At 40.5% G+C, this 25,341-nt stretch carries 28 protein-coding genes and 1 riboswitch; of the genes, 3 read left to right on the top strand and 25 right to left on the bottom strand.

All coding sequences use genetic code 11. From position 1 onward, the window contains the following. Positions 1-12: 12 nt before the first annotated feature. From der to BA79_RS11725, 4 genes are all read right to left on the bottom strand, one after another. Positions 13-1,323, bottom strand: a complete 1,311-nt coding sequence (gene der, locus BA79_RS11740) for a ribosome biogenesis GTPase Der (RefSeq protein WP_008344528.1) — start codon at positions 1,321-1,323, stop codon at positions 13-15. A gap of 159 nt (positions 1,324-1,482) precedes the next feature. Then, on the bottom strand, positions 1,483-1,677 hold the full coding sequence (locus BA79_RS11735) for a capping complex subunit for YIEGIA (protein WP_008344527.1): 195 nt from the start codon (positions 1,675-1,677) through the stop codon (positions 1,483-1,485). Positions 1,678-1,683: 6 nt separating this feature from the next. Continuing rightward, complete coding sequence (locus BA79_RS11730) at positions 1,684-2,568, bottom strand: YIEGIA family protein (protein WP_007500964.1); 885 nt, start codon at positions 2,566-2,568, stop codon at positions 1,684-1,686. After that, on the bottom strand, positions 2,565-3,158 hold the full coding sequence (locus BA79_RS11725; protein WP_428829221.1) for a YphA family membrane protein: 594 nt from the start codon (positions 3,156-3,158) through the stop codon (positions 2,565-2,567). The genes BA79_RS11730 and BA79_RS11725 overlap by 4 nt, the downstream gene beginning before the upstream one ends. A gap of 127 nt (positions 3,159-3,285) precedes the next feature. Here BA79_RS11725 and BA79_RS19105 point away from each other — a divergent pair, with 127 nt between their 5' ends. Continuing rightward, positions 3,286-3,417, top strand: a complete 132-nt coding sequence (locus BA79_RS19105) for a YpzI family protein (RefSeq protein ID WP_008344525.1) — start codon at positions 3,286-3,288, stop codon at positions 3,415-3,417. A gap of 175 nt (positions 3,418-3,592) precedes the next feature. Here BA79_RS19105 and fni read toward each other — a convergent pair whose 3' ends face one another. From fni to BA79_RS11640, 17 genes are all read right to left on the bottom strand, one after another. Further along, entirely contained in the window at positions 3,593-4,660 is a 1,068-nt protein-coding gene (gene fni, locus BA79_RS11720) for a type 2 isopentenyl-diphosphate Delta-isomerase (RefSeq protein ID WP_035702903.1), read from the bottom strand. Between the two features lie 14 nt (positions 4,661-4,674). Further along, positions 4,675-5,826 carry a 30S ribosomal protein S1 gene (gene rpsA / locus BA79_RS11715; protein WP_008344519.1) on the bottom strand — a complete coding sequence of 384 codons (1,152 nt, stop codon included), beginning with the start codon at positions 5,824-5,826 and terminating at the stop codon, positions 4,675-4,677. A 223-nt stretch (positions 5,827-6,049) separates the two neighbouring features. Further along, positions 6,050-6,727, bottom strand: coding sequence for a (d)CMP kinase (cmk, locus tag BA79_RS11710; RefSeq protein ID WP_035702901.1), 678 nt, complete (start codon positions 6,725-6,727; stop codon positions 6,050-6,052). Positions 6,728-6,798: 71 nt separating this feature from the next. Further along, the gene (locus BA79_RS11705; protein WP_008344514.1) at positions 6,799-6,981 is read right to left on the bottom strand and encodes a YpfB family protein; all 183 of its coding nucleotides are present in this window, start codon (positions 6,979-6,981) and stop codon (positions 6,799-6,801) included. A gap of 63 nt (positions 6,982-7,044) precedes the next feature. Then, positions 7,045-7,692 carry a flagellar brake protein gene (locus BA79_RS11700; protein ID WP_007500975.1) on the bottom strand — a complete coding sequence of 216 codons (648 nt, stop codon included), beginning with the start codon at positions 7,690-7,692 and terminating at the stop codon, positions 7,045-7,047. A gap of 102 nt (positions 7,693-7,794) precedes the next feature. Beyond that, the gene (ypeB, locus tag BA79_RS11695) at positions 7,795-9,144 is read right to left on the bottom strand and encodes a germination protein YpeB (RefSeq protein ID WP_035702899.1); all 1,350 of its coding nucleotides are present in this window, start codon (positions 9,142-9,144) and stop codon (positions 7,795-7,797) included. 16 nt (positions 9,145-9,160) lie between these two features. Beyond that, entirely contained in the window at positions 9,161-10,012 is an 852-nt protein-coding gene (gene sleB / locus BA79_RS11690; protein WP_411801802.1) for a spore cortex-lytic enzyme, read from the bottom strand. A gap of 201 nt (positions 10,013-10,213) precedes the next feature. Next, on the bottom strand, positions 10,214-10,870 hold the full coding sequence (gene prsW, locus BA79_RS11685; protein WP_008344507.1) for a glutamic-type intramembrane protease PrsW: 657 nt from the start codon (positions 10,868-10,870) through the stop codon (positions 10,214-10,216). A gap of 155 nt (positions 10,871-11,025) precedes the next feature. Further along, positions 11,026-11,997 carry a YpdA family putative bacillithiol disulfide reductase gene (locus BA79_RS11680; protein ID WP_035702895.1) on the bottom strand — a complete coding sequence of 324 codons (972 nt, stop codon included), beginning with the start codon at positions 11,995-11,997 and terminating at the stop codon, positions 11,026-11,028. Positions 11,998-12,121: 124 nt separating this feature from the next. Then, entirely contained in the window at positions 12,122-13,396 is a 1,275-nt protein-coding gene (locus BA79_RS11675; protein WP_007500982.1) for a Glu/Leu/Phe/Val family dehydrogenase, read from the bottom strand. A 196-nt stretch (positions 13,397-13,592) separates the two neighbouring features. Next, entirely contained in the window at positions 13,593-14,171 is a 579-nt protein-coding gene (locus BA79_RS11670) for a genetic competence negative regulator (RefSeq protein WP_007500984.1), read from the bottom strand. 164 nt (positions 14,172-14,335) lie between these two features. Then, positions 14,336-15,124, bottom strand: a complete 789-nt coding sequence (locus BA79_RS11665; RefSeq protein ID WP_035702893.1) for a metallophosphoesterase — start codon at positions 15,122-15,124, stop codon at positions 14,336-14,338. Between the two features lie 87 nt (positions 15,125-15,211). After that, positions 15,212-15,664: a DUF2663 family protein gene (locus BA79_RS11660; protein ID WP_007500988.1), complete on the bottom strand. Its 453-nt coding sequence runs from the start codon at positions 15,662-15,664 to the stop codon at positions 15,212-15,214. 64 nt (positions 15,665-15,728) lie between these two features. After that, positions 15,729-16,490 (bottom strand): LysM peptidoglycan-binding domain-containing protein, encoded by a 762-nt coding sequence (locus BA79_RS11655; protein ID WP_017367515.1) that lies wholly within the window; start codon positions 16,488-16,490, stop codon positions 15,729-15,731. Further along, positions 16,435-17,076 carry a CPBP family intramembrane glutamic endopeptidase gene (locus BA79_RS11650; RefSeq protein WP_017359770.1) on the bottom strand — a complete coding sequence of 214 codons (642 nt, stop codon included), beginning with the start codon at positions 17,074-17,076 and terminating at the stop codon, positions 16,435-16,437. Before BA79_RS11650 ends, BA79_RS11655 begins: the two co-directional genes overlap by 56 nt. Continuing rightward, entirely contained in the window at positions 17,073-18,581 is a 1,509-nt protein-coding gene (locus tag BA79_RS11645; protein WP_035702886.1) for a RecQ family ATP-dependent DNA helicase, read from the bottom strand. Before BA79_RS11645 ends, BA79_RS11650 begins: the two co-directional genes overlap by 4 nt. Next, the gene (locus tag BA79_RS11640; protein ID WP_035702884.1) at positions 18,574-19,626 is read right to left on the bottom strand and encodes a YpbB family protein; all 1,053 of its coding nucleotides are present in this window, start codon (positions 19,624-19,626) and stop codon (positions 18,574-18,576) included. Before BA79_RS11640 ends, BA79_RS11645 begins: the two co-directional genes overlap by 8 nt. 268 nt (positions 19,627-19,894) lie before the next feature. Here BA79_RS11640 and BA79_RS11635 point away from each other — a divergent pair, with 268 nt between their 5' ends. Further along, the gene (locus tag BA79_RS11635; protein ID WP_008344492.1) at positions 19,895-20,143 is read left to right on the top strand and encodes a ferredoxin; all 249 of its coding nucleotides are present in this window, start codon (positions 19,895-19,897) and stop codon (positions 20,141-20,143) included. Between the two features lie 34 nt (positions 20,144-20,177). Here BA79_RS11635 and fmnP read toward each other — a convergent pair whose 3' ends face one another. Then, on the bottom strand, positions 20,178-20,759 hold the full coding sequence (gene fmnP / locus BA79_RS11630) for a riboflavin transporter FmnP (RefSeq protein ID WP_008344490.1): 582 nt from the start codon (positions 20,757-20,759) through the stop codon (positions 20,178-20,180). 149 nt (positions 20,760-20,908) lie between these two features. Further along, a riboswitch (FMN riboswitch) is annotated at positions 20,909-21,041 on the bottom strand. A 287-nt stretch (positions 21,042-21,328) separates the two neighbouring features. On the opposite strand from fmnP, the gene serA reads away from it, so the two are divergent. Further along, positions 21,329-22,903: a phosphoglycerate dehydrogenase gene (gene serA / locus BA79_RS11625; protein ID WP_008344488.1), complete on the top strand. Its 1,575-nt coding sequence runs from the start codon at positions 21,329-21,331 to the stop codon at positions 22,901-22,903. Positions 22,904-22,936: 33 nt separating this feature from the next. Here the strand turns inward: serA and BA79_RS11620 are convergent, their stop codons facing one another. From BA79_RS11620 to sigX, 3 genes are all read right to left on the bottom strand, one after another. After that, complete coding sequence (locus BA79_RS11620; RefSeq protein ID WP_008344486.1) at positions 22,937-23,584, bottom strand: M23 family metallopeptidase; 648 nt, start codon at positions 23,582-23,584, stop codon at positions 22,937-22,939. Positions 23,585-23,683: 99 nt separating this feature from the next. Continuing rightward, positions 23,684-24,790, bottom strand: a complete 1,107-nt coding sequence (locus tag BA79_RS11615) for a hypothetical protein (protein WP_035702882.1) — start codon at positions 24,788-24,790, stop codon at positions 23,684-23,686. Then, entirely contained in the window at positions 24,750-25,310 is a 561-nt protein-coding gene (gene sigX, locus BA79_RS11610; RefSeq protein WP_007501006.1) for an RNA polymerase sigma factor SigX, read from the bottom strand. Before sigX ends, BA79_RS11615 begins: the two co-directional genes overlap by 41 nt. Positions 25,311-25,341: the final 31 nt, after the last annotated feature.

The raw sequence follows: 25,341 nt of genomic DNA, 5'->3' as shown, positions 1-25,341 counted from the left end.
TGCTCACCCTTTTTATTTTCTCGCTCTCGCAAATATTTTAATTGGTGTTCCTTCAAAACCAAATGCATCTCGAATTCGGTTTTCTAGGAAACGCTCATAAGAAAAGTGCATAAGTTCTGGATCATTTACAAACACAACAAAGGACGGCGGTTTGATCGCCACTTGTGTTGCATAGTAAATTTTCAGACGCTGTCCGTTATGGGTCGGCGTTGGGTTCATTGCTACGGCATCCATGATAATATCGTTTAGAATGTTCGTTTGAACGCGCATCGCATGATTTTCACTAGCGGTAATGATTGTTGGCATTAACGTGTGAATTCTCTTTTTCGTAAGAGCAGACATGAATAAGACAGGTGCATAATCAAGGAATTGAAAATGCTCGCGAATATTTTGCTCAAATTCCTTCATTGTACGCTCGTCTTTTTCAACAGCATCCCACTTGTTCACAATGATCACAACGGCTTTACCCGCTTCGTGTGCGTAGCCGGCAATACGTTTATCCTGTTCAATAATGCCTTCTTCACCATCAAGAACTACAGCGACAACATCCGATCGATCAATGGCTTTTAACGCTCGAAGTACACTGTATTTCTCTGTTGTTTCATATACTTTCCCTTTTTTTCTCATACCTGCTGTGTCGACAATGACAAAGTCACGTTGGTTGTACGTAAACATTGTATCTACAGCATCTCTTGTTGTACCAGCGATGTTGCTGACAATGACACGTTCTTCACCGAGCATCGCATTCACCAAAGAGGATTTCCCTACATTTGGGCGGCCGATTAAGCAGAACTGTACCACTTCTTCATCATACTGTGTATCTGGTAAGTTTTTGAAATGCTCTGCGACAGCATCAAGCAGATCACCTAGACCGAGTCCGTGCGTTCCAGAAATCGGATACGGTTCACCAAATCCAAGTGCATAAAAGTCATACACGTCGCTTCTCATTTCAGGGTTGTCCAATTTATTGACAGCAAGTACGACAGGTTTTTTCGTGCGATATAAAATTTTTGCGACTTCTTCATCCGCAGATGTGACGCCATCTCTTCCATTGACCATAAAGATAATAACATCCGCTTCATCCATTGCGATTTCAGCCTGATGGCGAATTTGCGCCAAAAACGGCTCATCTCCAATATCAATTCCACCAGTATCTATTAAATTAAAGTCATAATTTAACCATTCAGCAGAGCTATAGATTCGATCTCTTGTTACACCAGGTGTGTCTTCTACAATCGATATTCTTTCGCCTGCGATTCGATTAAAAATTGTAGATTTTCCAACGTTGGGCCTTCCAACAATGGCTACGACAGGTTTACCCATAGTACCCTTCCTTTCAATCCAGCCGCGATTCAATATGTTCATCATCATGTTTCAACCGGGATTTATAATTTTCATTCAGTTTTATGAAATAAACCCTTCAAACATGAAGGGTTCAACTTATATATTATATCAATTTTTAATCAGACCACAATGAATAACTTAAAAATGTTTGACGATCAAATAAAGATCTTCTCCAATGCCGTGTGCAATTCCATCTAAAATGGCCTCTAAATTCATGGCATACATGTCAAGCTCTTCTTTATTTTCACAGAAAAAAACGGCTGTTCCGCCAATGACCCGCTCTTTATTTGTTGTCGCCACAGCCAATATAAATTGTTCAATGGTGTTCGCCATGCCCTATTACCTCACTTTCTTTTTAATGAAATCTGTCGGCATTCTAATGGCATTTTCTAAAATAGGCACCTCTTCTAATACACGGACAGCTAAATCTTCACGCTGCCATTGCGGTAAAATGAATACGCCAAGTGTGCCATTATTCAGATCACGTTTTGCGAGCGGACAAAGCGATGGTTCACCAGAATCTCGGTATACACCAAGCACGTTGGATAAATCAAATAAGATAGCCTGCCGCTGCCCAAGGTTTGCGATGGTTGTGGCCGAGTTAAAATTCTTCGGAGTCAAGATGAACCCCATTCCATGCTCTAAAATCAATTTTTGCTTTTCAGGCAGCCCGATATTCATAATGTAAATATCATTTACGTAAAGTCCTGCGCCGTCAAAGCGAAGTTCCCCTTTTTGAATATTCACGATATCCTTTAATTGGCTCCCTGACATTAATAGTTTTGCCATGAAAAAACAAAGAATACCGACCACTGTCCCAACGACGAGCGAGAAGAAAATACAGGCGGTCGTTGTAATAAGGGCAGTAAGAATGGCAATATAATTTCGACTTTCAAAGGCGATCGCAATGCCTTCGATATATGTACTGCCTCGTGAGACAAGCTCATACGAATCCATTTGGGTCAATGTATTTCTTTCCATATTACGCACATCACGAAATTGCGTGGCTGCAAGCGTCAGGAAGGTAATTGCAGTGAATTCTTCCTGTATCAGCGCAGGCATAATAATAGCACCAAGGCCTGATGCAATAAAACCTAGCGCAATGTGAATCACTTGTCCATGAATATATGTGGGATATTGCCGATAATCAGTTCTTAGCATATAAAGCCTAGCCGCCATCCCAAAGATGACACCAATAATCACAGGAAACGTGTAATCCGTCATGTTGATTTTGCAGCCCCTTTTACTGGTTTTCTAGATGAACGGGTGTTCAAGAGTTTTTCAAGCTGACCTACACCTAATAGAAAGACAGCTCCTTGAACAGCCATGGAAAGAAACGAGAGATCTCCTATGACAATGGAAGATGTGAGGCGATGAATCGTAAGCGCATAAAGGGCTTCCCCCAGACATATAGCCATCATCCATAAAGTGATCCGTTCCGTTAACTGATGCCCATATGTTAAACACATCAAGATCAGCAAGGCAAATACAACCCAGTCCACCTTTATTATCGTGAACCAAACTGGATCATATAATGCAAAAATCATAAAAAAGGCATACGCACTGACCATTGAACCTAATTGCATGATTCGCATGATTCGATGAGCAGGCCGAAAGATCACGAATGACATGCAAGCATATAAAAAGGTCAACAAAAATCCTGTATTGATCCTCATGTCTAAAATAGAAACCATGACATGACTGCATATAATATGAACGAGAACACATACGCCTAGCACATTGCGCCACGTGCTTTTCTCCATGATAAATGTCACCATAATCCAAACGAACCATATTGACCAATAATAGTACAATGCCTCCAACCCTCATCACCTCAATTACATTATGGGAAAATCTCCAGTTTTTAAACGTATGAGAAGGTGCGGGATTTGCATGAAATAAACAAGAGGTGACACCCTAATAGTTGAGGAGGGATGTATAATGGGTAAGGATAGACAGGAAAAACGCCTAAAGGCGTCAAGAAGAGTTGAATCTGACCGCGATCAATCCATTCATCACAAAGGGGCAACAACTTTAGAAGGCCCGGAAGACGCTCGCAAAAGAAATCAATAAAAAAAGACATGTGATCATCACATGTCTCAGCGTGTAGACAAACCCTCGCATTCGATGTCAGTCCTGCGCGCTGGTGCTCACGAATGTCAAATTCGCTCCGCAAAAGTAGCTGTCTTTCATAGACTGCAAAGGTTTTCTTTCACGCTGAAAAGAAGACAAAGGGCTAAAATTTCATTTAGTCCTTTGTCTTCTTATTTCTTAAACTATAGTACGTAGTATCCACGCCTCTTTCTTTCAGCCAATGACTTGTTTCCCCTGTAAGCACAATCGGAGCTTGCCGTAGCTCCTCAATTGTCTTCATGCCAAGTACTGTCATCAACATCTTCACATCATCTTGTAGATCAATGATATCAGAGATGAGGCCCTTTTCTCCTCCACTCGTCAGGGATTTTAAGAAAAAGCCGGCTAATCCAGCGGCAGACGCACCAAGAGCAATTGATTTTGTCACATCAAGTGCATCTTGAATGCCTCCAGAAGCTAGGACGGTTTGATCTGGAAAGGCTGTATGTACTTCAGCCAGACTCGCTGCAGTTGGAATTCCCCACTGGTCAAAATAGCGAAGTGCTTTTTGACGGCGCAGGTTCTCGATTTTAGAAAAATTCGTTCCCCCAAATCCGCCTACATCAACAGCAGCAACTCCAGCATCAAATAATTTCTTTGCTGTTTCCTTATTCATCCCAAATCCAACTTCTTTGACGACAACAGGTACCTCAATTGATTCAGTGATGGCTGCGATCCGCTCAACAGCACCTCTGAAATCACGATCTCCTTCAGGCATGACGATCTCTTGAATCACGTTTAAGTGAATTTGGAGCATGCTTGCCTCCAGCATGTCAACGGCATCCCGTGCTTGCTGAATTGTCGCCTCACTGCCTAAATTGGCAAAAACGAGTCCATCCGGATTCACCTTTCGAACCACTTCATACGTACGACGTTCGTCTGCATCTTTCAGTGCGGCCATTTGTGATCCGACTGCTACTGGAATATTGGTTTCCTTCGCTGCGATAGATAAAGAGCGATTAATCTCATAGGTCGATTCTCCGCCTCCACCAGTCATTGCATTGATAAAAATTGGCGAACCGAAAGTCAGTCCGCCAATTGTCGTATGTGTATCAATTTGTGATGTCGCAAGATCTGGTAAACTGGCGTGAACGAAGGAAACATCTTGTAAACCTGTTGCTGCATGCTGGCCAGTCGACAAAGCATGCTCAATATGCTGTTTCTTTCTTTCTGCTCGCGTCAATTTTGATCACCAAATTATTTTAGTTTATTGAGTTTATCACCAATCAGGTCACCAAGCTGGAATCCGCTTGTATTTTCTTCTTTCGCCTGATACTGACGGTAATCCTCTTCGATTTGTTTTTCAGGATTCTCTTCTAATTCACGAATGCTAAGTGAAATGCGCTCTTCATCTTCATTGACATCAAGCACTTTCACTTTCACAGTCTGCCCTTCTTCAAGGACTTCTTGAGGAGTACCGATATGTTTGTGTGAAATTTGGGAAATATGCACAAGTCCTTCTACACCTGGCAGAATTTCAACAAATGCTCCAAAGCTCACAAGACGTTGAACGGTTCCTTCAAGAACATCACCTTGTTTTACCTTTTCACCAATTTGGCTCCAAGGTCCTGGTAATGTTTCTTTAATAGATAGTGAGATACGTTCGTTATCGCGGTCAACAGCAAGAACTTTGACTTTTACTTCCTGTCCTTCTTCAACAACGTCAGATGGCTTTTCGACATGCGCATGGGATAGTTGAGAAATGTGAACTAATCCATCAATGCCGCCAATGTCAACAAATGCACCAAAGTCAGTCAGGCGCTGCACTTTTCCATCAATCACACTGCCTACTGCAAGCTTTTGCAGGAAGTCTTGCTTCTTGTCTAATTGTTCTTGCTCAACGACTGCACGATGCGATAGAATCACGCGGTTTTTTTCGCGGTCAAGCTCTACCACAACAAGCGAGAGTGTTTTTCCTTTGTAGTCAGTGAAGTCTTCTACATAGTGTGCCTCAACAAGAGACGCAGGAATAAATCCGCGAACACCAATGTCGACCACTAGACCACCTTTGACAACGTCTTTTACTTCTGCTTCAAATACTTCTTTTGTTTCAAACTTTTTCTCTAGGTCTTCCCAAGCGCGGTCTGCATCAACAGCACGTTTCGATAAAATCAAAGCATCGTCTTCGACCTTTGTTACTTTAAGCTCTAACTCGTCGCCATCTTTCACGACATCTGATGCTTTTTCAACGTGAAGACTTGATAATTCACTGATTGGGATGATCCCAGGTTGTTTCACATTGACGATATCTACATTGACATGCTTGTCCTCAACTTTAGAAACAATCCCTTTCACTACATCTCCAACCTCTGGTACCTGAACATCGATTTGATTCATTTCCTCTGTCATTTCGATAACCTCCTTGGTCCAAACCTACACAGCTTAGTTAAAACGACTGGGTGAATATGTGTCCTTAGCATGATGATTGCCAGCCGAATATGTATTATAGAAACATTCAAATCAACAGAATTGCTTGAATGATCAATAAAAATAGTATTAGTATAAACTTCTAATAAAAGACCTTGTTTGTCAAGAGATAAACCTCTAACTTATAAAAGTTTTCTAAAATTTCTTACTGTTTTTCTACACGCTCTGCTGCATCTAAAATTTTACCTGCAACCTCTTGAATAGAAAGGGCAGTCGTGTCAATTTCAATGGCATCATCTGCTTTCTTCAGCGGTGATACCTCCCGCTCAGAATCAAGCTTGTCACGTCTTGCAATTTCTTCGATCAGTTGATCGTAATTGACATCGTAGCCTTTTTTCTGATTTTCTTCAAAACGGCGTTTTGCTCTTTCCTCTACTGACGCAAGCAAGAAAATTTTCACTTCTGCATCTGGAAGAACATGCGTGCCGATGTCTCTTCCATCCATGACGACACCGCCTCGGTTCCCCAGCTCTTGCTGCCTGCGGACCATTTCTTCCCTAACAGCTCGATGCTTTGCAACAACAGAGACTTGATTGCTCACACGGTCTGTTCTGATGTCTTCTGTGACATCAATCGTGTCTAGATGTACTTTTTGACCTTCGTCAGTTGACACAAGTTCAATGACTGTGTTTTTCAATAACGCATCAAGTGCCTGTTCGTCTTCAAGGTCTACGCCTTGATTGAGTGCCGCAAGTGTAATTGCGCGGTACATCGCACCTGTATCGATATAAATATATGATTTTTTCGCTGCGACAATTTTTGCCACAGTGCTTTTTCCTGCTGCAGCAGGACCGTCAATTGCGATAGATAATTTCTTTTTCATAATACCTCTCCTTGATTGAATCTCCCTTATGAATTGTAACACGATCACCGCTCAAACGGGGGAATTTTCTATCAATCCTTTTGCTTAAATGTCTCAATCCAATCTTCAATGCTCATGTTATTTACACCCTCGTATTGTACGACTTTTGACAAAAATAGTTCTCCTTTCGTCAAGTGAAGGGTGACCTGAACCGCCAAAAGCAGAATGAGCTGAATGAGCACTGCTTTGAATAGCCATCTTTCCATTGTTTTCATACAAAAAGCCTCCAACGCTAGATTCTTTCTCTCTAGTATGGAAGCTTTTGACAACCTTTATTCTTATACTTTTTTCACACGTGTTAGAAGCTGCTGCTGGAAGCAGTACTTCATGATGTGCTGCTGGTGGTCGTTTGTGATTTCAGTAAATTCCATGATCGCTCTTGTTTTCCCGGTCTGTTCATCTTGATAAACGCGATTCATTTCTGCAATCGCTTTAATTTTCACTGGTTCTTTCAGTGAAAGTTCAAACTCTGTGACGACCTCGCCATATTCTTTTAGTGAGACACCTTCTGGAACAGCAATTGCTACACCGCCAGCACTCATATTGACAATAAATGTGTCGAATGTTTCTTCACCATTTTGCGTAATGGACGCTTTCACCATCGTATCCACTCGAAGATATTCTCTTCGCTGAAGCCGAATCATTTCTTCTTTTGGCGGAATCGAAACGACAATCATCGGGATATCTTCTTTTCTTTTCCCAATGACTTTGCTTGTACATTTGTATGGAATTTGATTTTCATCGAAAAAGAAGACGGTGATTTCTGTTTCTTGATTTAAATAGATCGTGCGCCCCGTTTCTTTATCAGCTGGATAATTAATGCAAATATCATCGTTATTATTTTCCAAAACTTTCGATTTTGCAGTTTTCACTTCTTTGTTCTCATTGACATACTCAATTGTGATTGCATCCCCTATTTGTAACATTCCTCATCACTCTTTTCATCTGTGAAATCGTATCCTCTCTTATATTAAACCATGTATAAAACAAAAGGAAAAGGCTTATTCGCCTTTTCCTCGCTTCCTTTTCTATAGGTCTTTATATATAGGTTCTGCATTTTTTAGTTTATCTACTCTTTCTTCTTTTCCAGTATCTGCATTAATGAACATTCGGTATGTGTCGTTTTTAATGGTTCCTAAAAACTCATAGCAAAGAACTTCCTCTGACATATCATTTTGAACAAGAGCTACATGTGTATCCTCGATCTTCACATGTTTATTTAAGGTCTTTTCAGCTTCTTTTCGAGAAATCTTTGGTGCTTTTATGTCACGTTTTCTGTGATTCATTAAATAGTCTTTCGCTGAGAATCCCACAACCTCTCCATCATCTAAAGCGACTTTCATTCGAATGCTATCTGGATAAAGCAATACGTTATTCTGTAAAGGGACATAGGTAAATACGCCGATATTATCAAATTGCGCACTCTCATCTAAATGAAATGATTCGGTATCGAATCCATGCTTCTTTAAGAAACTTAGTGCTTTTTCTGAGGCATCATTTAAACTGATTTTTTGTTTGTTCACTTCACGGTTCTGAAGAAGATAAACAGGATGGCCTCCTTTTTCAGTCAAGTCTAAATAAAAGTTTGCCCGGTTGTCTGGGTCAGACATTGACAGGCTGTAGACATCACGGTTCGTTTTACTCCCACTTTTTCTCACCTTGAAATCTTTGTTATGGTCAGGCGCAAATTGCTGGGCGATACGGATCGCTTCTTTTTTTGAAATCTTTTGCCCTTTTAAGTGATTGTAGCCTTGCGTTTCTGATTCAGTTGACACATTTGTAGGGCCAAGATCAACATCTGCAAACGCATCAGCATTTCTCTCAACGGTTTTTAATCCGTCAATGATGGTATTGTCGTTTTTTCGATCTCCATCAGCCAGTGCCATTTCAACATCCATCCATTTTAAATTTTTGTTGAGTACGAGATGCTGCACTTGTCTAAGTTCGTTTTGAATATCTGCCGCTTGATCATATAAAGTGGTAATTGTTTTGTGTGTATCTTTGTTTAATGGTTCATCTGATAAAGATTTAAGTGACGATTTATAGCTAAAGTCACCGACATTCGCTAGAAACTCTTCTGTTTTGTTAAAAGGCATCAATGTGAGCGGAAGCTGGCTGACATTGTTATGCGCTTCTGATGACATTCTCCATACATCTGCAAGTGCTGGAGATATAGATGTTTGGCTGTTCATCGCAAGTGTTGCGCCAAGTTTATCGTGCAGCTGATCGACTTGATACGTTAGATCATGGAAGGCTCTTTGATAGTTGTTCTCTGCATGAAGCAGCACTGCATCTTTTTCTTGATGCTCCTTATAACCCCAGTATCCTGTTGAGATGACAGCAATTCCTAAAATAGCAATCAATATTCCTCTGATCATTTATTTACACCTCTTTTTATTCACAGAAAATATGTTTCCCGATTCGTTTAATTTGTGGCCTTCCCCAAATCCATGGGCTTGTTGCTGTATCAGGGTTAAAGTAATAAACGGCGCTTTCAGATGGGTCCCAGCCATTAATGGCATCAAATACTGCCTTTTTAGCGGTTTCATTTGGCGCCATATAAAATTGTCCATCTGCTACAGCGGTAAACGCAAGCGGTTCAAAAATGACACCAGCAATCGTGTTTGGAAAGGTTGGGTTGTTTAAACGGTTTAAGATGACGGCTGCGATCGCTACCTGTCCTTCATAAGGTTCACCTCTCGCTTCACTATAAACAGCTTGTGAAAGGAGCTGAATGTCATTGCTTGAAAAACCACCTGGCATGTTGGCTGCTGTTTGTTTCGGCGTTTGATTTGCTTGACCATTTCCTGACTGGTTTCCAGACTTCCCAGACGAGCTGTTTCCTCCGCTTTGACTTTTTTGATTCTCTTTTGTACCTTGTGCTGTCTTTTTTTGCGTGTTTCTTTGCGCAGGAGCCTTTGTTTGCTGATCAAGAGGTTTCCCGCCATAGTGCGTAAACTGATTCCCTTTTTGCAACTGCTGTTGCACAAACTCTTTATAGTATTTCGTCTTTTGAACTAATAGGCTTTTTGTTTTTTCCCCTACGAGTCCATCGACTTTCTTTACACCAAACTGGCTTTGAAAATTGCGCACGGCCCAGTAAGTTCCCCAGCCATACACACCGTCTATTTTTCCATTGTAAAAACCATTGTATTGGAGCCTTGCCTGGAGCTCGACGACATCTTCTCCTGTAGCTCCCCGCTGAATCACTTGATTCGTGAAAGCTTCACTTTTTTCAGCTGTCATCAATGAAGACGCGAGCAGAACAATTGAGAAGATAAGGACGATTTGTTTCATGAAACGAGCTTTGTCCATATTTGATCCTCCTGTACTTTTGATGTTTGAATATATGTTTCTTCCGATCCCTATTTTTATACATTCATCACAGGAGGGAATTGGATGGAAAAGACAAAAAACGCCCTAAAGACGTATAGGACGTTTTCCAATTTAAATTTGTACCATCTTCACCGCACGGGCTTTTTTGGCTTTCCGCAGACCAAACCACCATAAAAAAATCATGAACGGCAACATAATATATCCCCAATTTTTCATGCCAAGAAGAATGAAATCATATAAGCCATGAAAAAGGATAGGAAGTATTAAAGAGAGAATCAGCCATTTTCGCTGCTCTTTTTTATCGGAGAAGCGAGCTTTACCTATATAAAACCCCATCACCACACCAAATAAAGCGTGGCTTGATACAGGCAGCAAGGCACGTGTAAACGCGTACTCTACCCCATGACCCACTAAGTACAGAATATTTTCAAGTGTCGCAAATCCAAGCGAGACACTTGTTCCATAGACAATCCCGTCATAGTGTTCATCAAACTGTACGTGCGCATAGACACTGACCATTAAAATAAACCACTTTAATGATTCTTCTAAAAAACCCGATGTCACAAATGAAATCACGATAGGATTCGTAGCGATATTTTCCTCTTGGAGGACATACTGAATAAACATGGTTGGAAACACAAGTATGACACCTAGCATAAAAGATCTGATGACCATATGAACCGGCTCATTGTCGTATTGATCTTTCAAATAAAAATAACTTAAAAGTGCGATGCCGGGAGCTAAACCTGCTGAAATGATTGCGATCATAATCAGACCTCTTTCCCTACATTATCCTTTATTATCGTACCACGAATCACCCCTTTTTTATATGACTCGAGCCCATTTTCCCAAAAATAATCTTCTATATAATCCCAATTTACATAAAAAAGAACTGAATCCCTTAGAAGGACCCAGTTCTTTTTTTACCCGTTGATTCTTTTGTTGATTTCTTCTGCAATTAACCCACCATGAAATCTTCCATTTTCAATGAAAATTTCGTTGGCGTTGTTACCAGCTGCAATGACCCCTGCAATGAAAATACCTTCTACATTTGTTTCCATTGTTTGTTCATCAAATGCTGGGCGGCCTGATTCTGGATCGATTGTTACACCCATTTTTTCTAAAAATGAATGATCAGGATGATAACCTGTCATCGCAAACACATAATCACTTTTCACTCGATCCGTTTGGCCCTGCTGGTTTGTAAAGACAATATCCTGTTCTGTTATTTCTTTCACCTCTGCACCGAACTCCATTCGAATGGTGCCATTTCGAACAAGCGCTTCAAACTCTGGTAAAATCCAAGGTTTGATGCTGGATGAATATTCAGTTCCTCTATATAAAACCGTCACCCTGCTTCCGCATTTCACAAGTTCCAGGGCAGCATCAACACTAGAGTTCTTCCCGCCGATCACCGTCACATCTTTATCAAAGTAGGGGTGTCCTTCTTTAAAATAATGATACACATGAGGAAGGTCTTCCCCTTTTACATTCATATAGTTAGGATGATCATAGTACCCAGTCGCAATCACAACATAGTCACATGTATAGACGTCTTTTGATGTATTTACCGTAAAACGGCCATCTTTTTTCGTCACAGCGTTTACCTTTTCAAAAGCATTCACACGAAGGCTTTTTCGTCTGACCACCTCTCGGTAATAGGAAAGCGCCTGAATACGAACGGGTTTCCGATTTTCAGTGATAAAAGCGACGTCACCGATCTCAAGCTTTTCACTTGTACTGAAGAAGGTTTGGTGTGTAGGGTAATGATAAATACTGTTGACCACATTGCCCTTTTCAATCACAAGTGCATCAATCCCAATTTGCTTGAATGCAATGGCAGCTGATAGACCGCACGGGCCTCCTCCTATTATGATCGCTTTTTCTTGTTTCATTTGTTCCACTCCTGTCGTTTCACTGCAATAACAATTGCTGGGCTGTTTGATTCTTTGCATGATTCCATAAAAAAATCTCCTATTTAAGGATAGGAGATTTTAAGGCGCGATGCAAATAAGTCGCTTAAATCCAGCCTCTGAATCGAGAAGCTTCAGCCATTTTACGTACACCGACCATATATGCTGCTAGTCGCATATCAATACGGCGGTTTTGCGCCATTTCATAAATATTATTAAATGATTTCACCATCATATCTTCTAAACGAGTTTCTACTTCTTCTTCTGTCCAGTAGAACCCTTGGTTATTCTGAACCCATTCAAAGTAAGAAACAGTCACTCCACCCGCACTTGCAAGTACGTCTGGAACAAGCAGTACACCACGATCTGAAAGAATTTTTGTCCCTTCCAATGTCGTTGGTCCATTTGCTGCTTCTACGACAATTTTGGCTTTAATGTTCGCCGCATTATCTTCTGTAATTTGATTTTCAATGGCTGCAGGTACTAAGATATCACAATCTAGCTCAAGCAGCTCTTGGTTTGTAATTGTATCATTAAATAATTTAGTGACGGTTCCAAAGCTGTCACGTCGGTCAAGCAAGTAGTCAATATCGAGACCATCTTCATCATACAAACCGCCGTAAGCATCTGAAATTCCTACGATTTTCGCTCCGGCATCATACATAAATTTAGCCAAGTAACTTCCTGCATTTCCGAATCCCTGAACGACAACACGAGCCCCATTGATGTCAATTCCTTTTTTCTTCGCCGCTTCTTTGATACAGATCGTTACACCTTTTGCCGTTGCAGTATCACGTCCATGTGAGCCTCCAAGAACAATTGGTTTTCCTGTAATAAATCCTGGCGAGTTAAATTCATCAATTCTAGAATACTCATCCATCATCCATGCCATGATTTGAGAGTTTGTAAACACATCTGGTGCTGGAACATCTTTTGTTGGTCCAACGATTTGGCTAATTGCGCGAACATATCCGCGGCTTAGTTTTTCAAGCTCCCTAAATGACATTTCTCTTGGATCACAGATAATACCGCCTTTTCCTCCGCCATAAGGAAGATCCACAATACCACATTTTAAACTCATCCAAATTGAAAGCGCTTTTACTTCTTTTTCAGTAACGTTCGGGTGGAATCGAATTCCGCCTTTTGTTGGACCGACAGCATCATTATGCTGCGCACGATAACCAGTGAAAATTTTCACCGATCCATCATCCATACGTACTGGAATTTTGACCGTTAATAGGCGAATTGGCTCCTTCAGCAATTCATACACTTCTTGCGGATAGCCCAATTTATCAAGCGCTTTATGTATGACGGTTTGAGTTGACTTTAAAACATCTAGCTTATCTTCTGCGTTATGAGCGGCGTTTTGATCGGCTGCCATTAAAATAAACCCCCTAGAAATCTTTCATGATCTACTGCTCCCTTTCAAGCAATAGTATACACCTTCGTACTGGTAAAGCAAAGGTAAAAAGCGTTTTTTATCAAAATAAAATATCAGCGTTTATAAATATAAAAATGGATATAAAAAAATACTGTTGTTTCATCACAACAGTATTAAATATAATAGAAAAAAGTGATTAAAAATACAGTTGAATCGTTTTCACTGCATCTTCCTGCATGATCACTTTTCCGTATTCTTTTAACCGGTGAATGGTTAATGTCGTCGGAGAACCGAACTCCGCTAAAATAGAAATGACCGTATCTGCAGACAGTTCTTCGAAATCATCTAGGCTGAGAAAATATTGACCTTCATAATGGTAAACTGTACCCCCTAAAAGTCCAATACGACTTAAACTATGGGACAGTTGAATCACATCTTCAAACGAGGCAAATTGATAGAGCACATGCTTGCTCTCGTCGAGCTTGACTTGCATCTCAATGTAATCTTCATCAAACTCATCATCAGCATCTTCCTGCTGACTCTTTGTCACAATGACGACCATCCCCTGCGCCTGAAGAGAAAATACTTCAACAGCAATCGGTCCATTCGCTTCAAAACCGAGCTCCTGATTCGCTTCGTTCATCATGTCTTTAAACAGCTGATGAACTTTGAACGAATCTTTCCAAAGGTCTTCTTTCGTAAGACCTCGGTCTGTCAGATCATCTAGTGTGAGAAAAATTTTGATTTTATTATAATTCAGACGCTCTAGCCGCATAACGTTCCCTCCTGCCTCTTCTAACACACATCATACTGTAGTATATGAGATGATGAGTCATAGGTTCTTAATTTTGTATTCAGTTTACACTGTGTCAAGACGGAAGACAAGCATGAAGCTATGCTTACGGTGACTTTTATGGAAAATATTGATGGGGCATCAACTTAGCGCGTTTTTAGCGGCATTAAATAGATCAGATGGGTTTCTGGTTCTGCTCCAAGACGCATCGGAATCTTTGTTGTTCCGTAACCATTACTAATCAGAAAGAAAGCACCTTTGACTTGGCCTGTTCTTCCTTTTTCATACGGACCAAATTTCCCAATACGAATTTGACCCCCATGGGTATGACCGCTCAAAACAAGATCAATTCCCTCTTCTTCACTCATCAAATGATGCACATCTGGGTTGTGTGATAAAAGGATATTCACGTCTTCTTTGACAAACTCCGGCCGTATCGCTTCATAATCTGCTTTTTCAAGCCGGATATCATCGATTCCGCCTATTTTAATGGGCTGTCCTTCAAAATTCCACACAGCCGTCTCATTTTGCAATGTCGTCACCTGATAGGTATGGAGGAGGTCTTTGAGTTTTTGCTGATGCAGCTCATGGTCGTTATTCCCCCACACAAAATACACCGGGGCAATCCTTGCTAAACGTTTCACATTTTCTTCAACTCTAGCATAAGGGACTCCCTTTTCAGCTAAGTCCCCGCCGATCATAATGACATCAGGCTGCTGCTCTTTTACTTCCGCTAATAAAGTATCACTAATTAGACGGCGATGGGTATCAGAAATAAAGAAAATGACTGCAGGTCGATCTGACTGAAGTCCTTCTATTGTAAAGTAATGCTTTTTGATGTTGTTTTGTTTTGCCGTTTTCACCATTTTCGCTGTTACACACACACCTGTTGTCACAGCCGCTATGGCAGCAGTAAATCCGATGGCATATTTCATTATGAATGACTCCCTTGTATCAGCTTTCTTTTATAAGACGCTTGAATGAAAAAAGACGTTTCAACTGTTTAAACGTCTTTTGCTCATTTATTTACTTTCATAATAGAGATTGATATCATATTGCGTCTGCATGAAGTGGAAAACGGCCTCGCGCTCTTTCCATTGATTTGATTGAGGCCATAAATCTGTGCTTTTCTGTATAATTTCACATCTGAGCTTATGATATTCATCCTCAGCCTTTTCTTCTTTTTTCTTATAATAATACGATGCGTAAAAAGCAAACACTTCAGCCATGATCCAAAACAGAAACACCTCATGGCCAAGCAATGTGGCAATCATCGCTTCCGGCTGCAGGGAGCCCCCGCTATTAGCTGTTATCACAAAATAAAACAGAAGAATCGCAAGTGATAAAAGGGCTGTCCATTGCCACCTTTTGCATTGTTTTGCAAACCCCTCGTATTTGCGCTTCCTTTTGATCAATGTTTCAATCATTTTCTGTGTCGGCTGATCCATATAGCGGCTGATTGCGTGCAATGTCATCACATACACCCTTGTCCCTTTTTTCTACATATGTATGTGCTTTTCGATTCATTCATGTCAAATATTAATTTTCTAATGGGATATTCAATACTTGTCCGCTGTACACGCTATTTCCTTTTAAATGATTGTAAGCTCGAATTTTCTCTTCCCCTGATCGGTTTTGATAATACTTCATGGAAATTCGATACAAGTTTTCCTCTGGTCCAACAGTATGCTGCACGACACGAACAGGTTTTTCTTCCTGCTTCTTCTTCTCTTCTGCTTCTTTTCGCTTTTTCTCTTCCTGCTGTTTTTGAAGAGCGAGCTGTTGCTGCTCACGCTTTTTTGCAGCTTCGGCCTTTTCACGCTCAGCCTTCTCTTTAGCGGCTTGTTCTTTTTTCTTTTGCTCTGCTTTTTCTTTTGAACGCTGCTTTTCTTTATCAGCATCTTTCTTTTTCTTCTCATCATCAGACGCATCCGCTTTGTCAGCGCTTGAATCATTTTTTGTTTCAACAAGTGCTGACGGGACTGGATCTGTGTCAGCACTCGATGTTTTATCAATATAAACACCTTGATTGTTGTTATCGTTAATTTCCTTTGATGTGTAATAAATCAACAGGAAGAAAACCGTGACGACAATAATAGGAAAGATAATAGCCAGTGTCGTAAACAATGGATTACGCACCTTTTTGGTTCGCTGCTTTTTATATTCATGAAAATCTTCTCGTGTAGGAAAGTGAGAGTCATCTGAAGGATGCACTTTTTCTTCTTCAAGATTTTCCTCTACATCATCATGGATGTTTGTCAGCTGCTGCTTTTTTCTCTTCATTCTCGACATTTCTTCCATGTTCATCCCTCCCCCAATATTTAAAACGAATTTGACATGCAAAGACTAGGTCAATGACAAAGTGTGTCATGACAGGAACGAATAAATTTCCTGTCCACTCGTATAAAAGTCCTAAAAAAATACTAATAGAAACCACAAGGATAAACAAGAGTATTTTTGACAAGTAGCGAAAGTGAAGAAGTGCAAACACAATGCTTGCAATCTCCAGTCCAAATTGCTGCTGAACGATCCCGCGAAATAAAATTTCTTCTGAAAAGGCAATGAGCAGCGTTAACCAAACAATATGCAGAATGCTGCGGTTTTTGAACATTTTTTCATTTAATCCGCCATCATCATACATATGAGCCGGAAACACCTTCATGACAATAGCGTCGACAATAATCACAAGCAAAGCGCCGCCAATTCCGTAAGTCAGGATACGCATATCTCGGATCTGCCATAAGGCTGTAAAATCAGTCCAATGATCAAACATAAACATCCCTAGTAAAAAAGAGACAATCAGCATGAGCAGCTGTGTGAAATACAACTGTTCTACTACTTGTCGATCGGTTAATTTTTCAATAATACGGCGATGTTGTTCAATCAATGCTGCGCCTCTTTTGTCAGGTGAAACAGACGATCCAGCTCGGTCTTCCAGTGTTTCATTTCATTCAGCTCCAATGGTTGATCTTTTTTTTCGTAATCAGACAGGTCAAGTCCGCATGAAGAGCAGCAGTTCCCAAAGGAAGCGTCCTCCGTTAGATCAAGCTGCTCATCAAAGTATGATAACAGAGATTGCCTAAAGCAGCGATGGTCAGTGATATGCTCTTTAAACTGCCACACTTTTTTTAGCTTTTTTGTTTGTCTATCCTGCAGCTTTTCTTTCAGCTTCTTCATGAGCAAACGAGGCTGTTCAGTTTGGTACATCGTGTAATAATGCGAGAGCATTCGCGCGCGCGTCTCCTGAAGCCCTGCTTCCATCAATTGTTCACGTAATTTCTTTTCATCATTGATCGGCATATGTGATAATCGGGCTAAGAAAAAATCAATTTCTGGATCATCAAAACCTTCTGCTTGAATCAAATGACTTTGAATATCCGCATCCTCTTCTGTATATAAAAGAACGCTCACACTATTTTTCCCGTCCCGTCCAGCTCTTCCAATTTCCTGCATAAATGCTTCAATTGACTGAGGCGGACTCATATGAATCACAAAGCGTATATTTGCTTTATCAATTCCCATTCCAAAAGCACTTGTACAGCAAATGAGATCAATTTGACCACTGATAAATTGCTGCTGGATCAGCATGCGGTCTCCTGGCTCCATTCCACCATGATAAAACTCTACACGTTGATGCGTTTTTTGTTTCACCAAACTTGAAATATCTTCTGTCATTTGCCGGGTCGGACAATAAATCAGCCCGGGCCCTTGAAGGGTTTCCACAAGCTCCAGTGCTCGTTTCTCTTTTGCTTCTTTCGTTTCATGCGCCTCTTTTAATAGTGCAATATTCGGCCGGTTGACTGAATGAATATGAACATCTGGATGCTCTAGCCGCAACGTTTGCACAGTATCTTTTAAGGTTTGTTTCGTTGCAGTTGCCGTTAGTGCTAAGGCGACAGGATTGCCGAGCGCTTCCCTCCATTCCCCAAGCTTGGAGTATTCCGGGCGGAAATCATGTCCCCATTCCGATATACAGTGAGCTTCATCTACAACGAATAGACCAACATGCATCGCTTTGAGCTGCTCTACCAATACCTCTGACATAAGCGCCTCAGGTGCGACAAATAAAAATTTATATGATGGCAAATGCCGAATAATATGTCTTCTTTCTTGAAAAGACAGTGTACTGTTAAGCGCAGCTACTCGCTTTTCACCGCGCATTTTCATGCGTTCCACTTGATCTTCCATGAGTGATAAAAGAGGTGAAATGATCAGCACTAACCCGTCTGTCAAATAGCCCGGAATTTGATAACAAAGTGACTTCCCGCCACCAGTAGGAAGCATGGCAACCGTATCTTTTTGTTGAAGTACACTTCGAATAATGTCCTCCTGACCTGTTTTGAAGGCATCATAACCAAAGTATCGCATCAGCGTCTGATGAAGCTTATCCACTTGCTTTCACCATCCTTGTCAATGCCAATCGTATTTGAAAATAAGTAAATGAATGCTCGAGACTTTCTTTGATCAGCTTCATCTTGTTGGTTTGGAGCTGACCGGCTACCTCATGTATCGCCTTTTGAGCTTCACTGCTGACATATGGTTCAATCAAGAAGCTCGGCTCATGTATCGAGAGCTCCACAATATGATCTTCAATTGTCGCTTTTTTTAATGAACGAATATGAGCAATTTGATCAATACTGAACCCTTTTTGTACAAGCTCAAGCGTTTTATGAGTAGAGGTGGTCAGCACACGTTTGAATTGAAGATCATCTATCATTCGCTGGATGATCGGTGCCTCACCTTTTTGCGCACATTGAATAAAATAATGGAGCACATTCCAAAAAAGCAAGTAAACATACCATACATCTTCTTTCATCCATTCCGCCATTTGCTGGTACGTCCGTCCGATTCTTTCATTTGAAGTCAATGAATAAACAAAAAGCAGTGCCTCTTGATCAGTTAAATGAGCAAGAAGTGTTTCAAGCTCATGATGGATATCTTCAGAAAGCTTTTTCTTCTGGTGATATTGAGAGAAGAAGGATTTCGTCCAGTTTTGAACCGATATATCTCTTTGAATCGGCACATAGTGTTGTGACCGCGCTGCATGATGTGAAAGGACCTGCACAAGTAAAGACAGCCTCATCCATAATATTTTTGCTTTATCATGATACTTGGCACCATCAAAATAAACTGGCATCGGTTTTTCAGCAAAACGCTGACTTAGCATACTTATTCCTTCATCTGTGGCAATGAATGTATCCTCCGTCTTTCTGATTAAGTGCTGCTCTAGCAGCCTTTTTACAGAGCGATTCAGCTGATCCCTCGTAAAAGCTGGATAGCAGCCGAAGTAGCTAGAAAGCTGAAACAAACTTGCATCCTGTATCGTTTGTGATGATTTTTTCCCTTTAAAAAGATGGTAGACAGCACTAATGGAGCGTTCGCCGTTCAATTTATGTACGCTGTCCATCAACATGACATCCAAGTAATGAATCGTCATTGACCAAAGCACCTGTCTTCCTGACAAAATTCGAATATTTTCTCCCTTTATTTTAACAGATTTCATTGAAGAAGAAATGTTTAAACTCAATTAATGGGGGAAAGTTATGAACAAACCCTTATGTGATAAGCATTCTCAATCACTTTACAGTTGAAATGTGAATTTAAAATCATTACAATAAGGTTTGAGGAAATTGGTTTTTTATCGGTGAAACTAAAAAGGTTAAACCATTTGTTCCATCGAACAATCTGGGAGGTATTTTTTTAACATGGCAAAATATACAATTGTAGACAAAGACACATGTATTGCTTGCGGCGCATGCGGTGCAGCTGCTCCAGACATTTATGATTATGATGATGAAGGCATTGCATTTGTCACGCTTGATGACAATCAGGGGACTGTAGAAGTTCCAGAAGTACTTGAAGAAGATATGCTTGATGCATTTGAAGGTTGCCCAACTGACTCAATCAAAGTTGCGGACGAAACTTTCGATGGTGATCCACTTAAGCATGAATAGGATAAAAGCCCCTTTAAAAGGGGCTTTTTTTATATTAACTATTTTGAAGTCGGCGTTTATTTTCAAACCATGGACGCATTTTGACAAAAATGAAACTAAAGACGATGGTGATGATGATTCCTTTAATCAGGTTAAAAGGCAAGATCCCTGCTGTAATGGTTGCCTTTAGCACATGATCTGACAGGACGGGTGCATTCAAAAACCATGTATAAGCAGGAAGGAACAAGAAATAGTTTAAGATGCTCATCATGACTGTCATGAGTAATGTTCCGAGGATCATGGACCATGCTAACCCTCTTGCTGATTTAATCTTTTTAAAAATAAAAGCCACCGGTAAGATGAATAGTACACCTGCTGTAAAATTCGCTACTTGATCCACAGGCACACCGGACATGCTACCATGAATGAGGTAGTGCAGTAAATTCTTTAAAGCTTCAACAGCAATCCCAGCACCTGGCCCATAAATTAAAATCGCAATAATCGCAGGAATATCACTAAAATCAATTTTTAAATACCCAGGCAGCCCAGGGAAAGGGAAATTCAATAACATTAATACAAATGCGATACTGCTAAGCATGCTGATGACAACTAAACGTTTTACTTTACTTTGATTCAATATTCTCTCTCCTTTTCGATCAAATCTTTCGAAAAGAGGATTGTTCAATTTTAGCCACAAAAAAACCGCTCTGAATACATACACAGGAGCGGGAAATTTAGGCTACACAAATAAACGTATAAACAGACATGTTTTCAACGTTTACGAACCTCCATCTTCTCCCATCCAGACTATACTGTCGGCTTCGGAATCACACCGAATCCTGCCAAAAAAGGCTCGCGGGCTTAGAGACTATGCCTCATCACCGCCGGTAGGGAATTACACCCTGCCCCGAAGATTGATCATTATTCAATTCGACATCATTATATATGATATATGAGCATTTGTACAGATAAAAATCCTGAGCAATTTCATCAGTTTTAAGAAATCGTAAAAAACCTAAAATTTATAATGACAAATGCGTAAAAATTGGGTATCTTTTGTTTAAAGGTGTCCATTCTTGATCAAGACACTAAAAAATGTTCGTGTTTTCTTTTTCGCTTTACTGCTTTAATTTGATTGACACAGTGAAAAGGAATATGGTAAATTATCAGATATTTATGACGTTTATTTTAGGAGGAAATCTTACGATGTTTCGAGTATTAGTCTCAGATAAGATGAGCAATGATGGTCTTTTACCACTATTAGAATCAGATTTTGTTGAAATTGTTCAAAAAAATGTAACAGAAGCAGAAGATGAATTACACACGTTTGATGCCTTACTTGTCAGAAGTGCCACAAAAGTGACAAAAGAACTTTATGAAAAAATGACTTCATTAAAAATTGTTGGCCGTGCCGGTGTGGGAGTCGACAACATTGACATTGATGAAGCAACAAAACATGGTGTGATTGTCATCAATGCACCAAATGGGAATACGATTTCAACGGCAGAGCATACGTTTGCGATGATCTCATCTCTCATGCGTCATATTCCTCAAGCGAATATTTCTGTTAAATCAAAAGAATGGAACAGAGGCGCATATGTCGGTGCTGAGCTTTACGGAAAATCTCTTGGGATTGTTGGCTTAGGCAGAATTGGAAGTGAAATCGCCCAGCGTGCAAGAGCATTTGGCATGACCGTCAACGTATTTGACCCTTTCCTCACAAAAGAACGTGCCGAAAAAATTGGTGTCAATGCAAAATCACTTGATGAAGTGCTTGAAGTATCAGATATTATTACGGTACATACACCTTTAACAAAAGAAACTAGAGGACTTCTCAATAAAGAAACAATCGCAAAAACGAAAAAAGGTGTTCGTCTAGTGAACTGTGCACGCGGCGGTATCATTGACGAACGCGACCTTCTTGAAGCACTTGAAAATGGTCATGTCGCAGGGGCTGCTCTCGATGTATTTGAAGTAGAACCACCTACTGAGAATCCACTTGTGGATCATCCAAACGTCATTGCCACTCCGCATCTTGGTGCATCTACAAAAGAAGCACAATTAAATGTAGCGGCACAAGTCTCTGAAGAAGTTCTTCAATTTGCAAAAGGACTCCCGGTCATGTCATCTATTAATCTACCAGCGATGACAAAAGACGAGTTCAAGAAAATCCAGCCTTATCATCAATTTGCAGGAAAACTTGGACGTCTTGTTTCTCAATCGATGAGAGAACCTGTAAAAGAAGTCAGCATTTCATATGAAGGATCTATCGCAAAACTCGAAACATCATTTATTACAAAAAGTCTGCTTTCTGGCTTTTTGAAAGAGCGTGTCGATTCGACTGTAAATGAAGTCAATGCTGGTATGGTGGCAAAAGAACGCGGCATTAGCTTTAGCGAGAAAATTTCTTCAAGCGAATCTGGCTATGAGAACAGCATTTCCATTGAAGTCAAAGGTGACCTTTCCACCTTTACATTAAAAGCAACGTATATCCCGCATCTAGGTGAACGTGTCGTTTCTATTAATGGTTTCAATATTGACTTTTACCCAGATGGACACCTTGTCTATATTCAGCACACTGACGCACCTGGTGTGATCGGTCAAGTTGGAAAGATTTTAGGCGACCACGATGTGAACATTGCGACAATGCAAGTAGGCCGTAAAGAAAAAGGCGGCGAAGCCATCATGATGCTTTCTTTTGATAAGCACCTTGAAGATGAAATTGTCCAAACGTTAACTAAAGTGAGCGATATTCTTTCTGTACGTCTGATTGACCTATAAAAAAATGGTAAACCTCATGCTTTTGCATGAGGTTTATTTTGTTGAAACGATTAAACGTTCACCTGTACGTATGAGATTCTTTGTCAGTGCATTGATTTTCTTCAATTGATCAACGGTCATTTGATGTGCTTTAGCAATGGACCAGAGCGTGTCCCCTCGTTGTATGACATATGTATGTTTCTCATATCCATCTACATGAAGGGCTGGCTCTTGGAAACGATCTCTTGCAATGATTGTGAGCGGATCTACTGCATCTTCTTTACTAACTGACCAATTACCCCTGTGCACCTCAAAATGCAAATGAGTGCCCCTAGAAGCGCCTGTGTTGCCTATGATGCCGATCGGCTGCCCTGTTTGTACATGGTCACCATTCTTTACAAAACGCGCATTTAAATGCGCATAGACGGTTTCATATCCATTTGGATGCCGAATAAATACAACTTCACCATATGTAGCAGATACATAGGAACGAGTAACCACACCTTCGCTAGCAGCAAAAATGGATTCTCCTTCTGGTGCAGCAATGTCTAACCCCTTATGCGAACCACCTCTTGTCCCAAACAAATCAGTGACTTCACCTTTGATTGGTTCCACCCACTCGGTTGTTTTCTCTGCATGGGCAAACGGTGATAAGGTCAAGAACAAGAAACAGCTAGCACATATGTAGCAATACCTTTTCATCAGTGACTTCCCTTCTTTGAAGTTCTTTTCATGACAGCTTAGTATACCTCAAGGAAGCCCTTTTCTATACATGAAAAAAGAACGCATAAGTTGCGTCCTTTAGCGTTCTTTGATAACAACTGGGTTTGGCAGTGCCGGTACCTCTAGCGGTTCTTTTAATTCATATGGGCCTACTTGATCTGTTCCTGCATTTTGTATCGTGACATCTGTAAAACCGAAATCTTTCGCTGTGAGCAGCAGTCCTTCAATAAGTAAAATATGATCAATTGAGTCCGTTAATTGTGCTGATGCTCCAAACGTGATGGTTGCATGTTTTCCTTTTGATGTCACTTTTTTAATAGGCTCTTCTTTAATGAGTGGATCGAGTCCTGCATCATTCGCCCGCTTCATCGCCTCTACTGCATCTTTATAAGAAGGATAATCATCTTTTGACGGCACCAAAAATGTCCCACTCTTATTTTCTAAAACGTAGTAAGCGTGCTTTGTTTGTTTATTAATTGAAATGGTACCAAGACGGCCATTCGTCCCTAATTGAAGGTGCGAGCCATTGACAGACTTGACCTGTACTTGTTTATATTGGCTCCATTTTAACGTTTCTTTGACCATGTCTTTAAAACGGTTGGCTTCTTTTAATGTATCAAGAGACAAATCATTTTTCAGCTGAAAAATCAGTGTATCCCCTTTTTCACTCACATCCACCATATCCATATAAGCTTGAAGAGGTTTTGTCATTTCAGGCAGCTCCAATTTTTCATATGTATCAAGAAGCGCCTGCACATTATCATGCTTATTTTCTTTTTGAATACTGATTGGGACAACTTGAGAAGTGGATTCATCTATGTATGAAATCGTCATATACTTTTCTTTGTCAGATGCGTAAGCAACATGTGAAGGATCATTTGTGTTTTTTACCGCCTCTAATGTAGCGTTCACCTGTCCTTTTTCAGCACTCGAATCCATTTTCAATTTCTTTATATCTTGAGCAGCCGGCTGAAATAAATGAGGAGAAATCAAAAACGCCATAAATAAGACCACAACGGTTGCGACCGCTGGACCGATCCATCTGGCACTTTTCTTTTTCTTCCCGCTTGCCATCAGCATTTGCTGGTAAATCTGCTTAGATGAACGGTTGTCCTCCACCTTTGGAAGCTGACTGAGTAATACTTTAATTCGTTCTTCGCTCCAATTGGACCTGTTCGTTTTCATTCACTAGCTCCTCCTTCAAAAGCTCCATATGTTTTCGGAGCACTTTCAGGCCTCGGTGCTGCGTTGTTTTGACTTTGCTTTCCGAGAACTTTAGCGCCTTGGCCGTCTCCATGATTGAGTAGCCTTGGATAAACCTTAAAATGATGACGGCTCGTTGATCAATGGTGCAATGATCAAGTGCGGCATAAATTTCTTTGATATTTTCATCCTGTACAGCCAATTCATCTGGGAGCAGGTCTGGATCTTTTACATCCTGTTTATCCCAATCAAACGTGCCGAGCACCCGTTGTCTGATGGTTTGCTGTTTGCGAAACCAGTCAATTGCCACATGCCTTGCAATTGAAAACAGCCATGTTTTCTCGCTGCTTCTTCCTTCAAAAGTTTTATATGAGTGAAGTACCCGAATGTAAACCTCCTGCACGAGATCCTCTGCCTGATTTTTATCTTTTACCATATAAAATAAAAATTGGTACAAATCTTGATGGTACGAATCATATATTTTTTGAAAGGTTTCATGCATAGGAAACCCCTCCGTTCACTTATTTTTGTCG

The organism is Bacillus altitudinis 41KF2b (assembly GCF_000691145.1).
GTDB classification, from domain to species: domain Bacteria; phylum Bacillota; class Bacilli; order Bacillales; family Bacillaceae; genus Bacillus; species Bacillus altitudinis.
The sequence above is the reverse complement of the archived record's forward strand: the minus strand, read 5'-3'. Positions and strand labels throughout refer to the sequence as shown.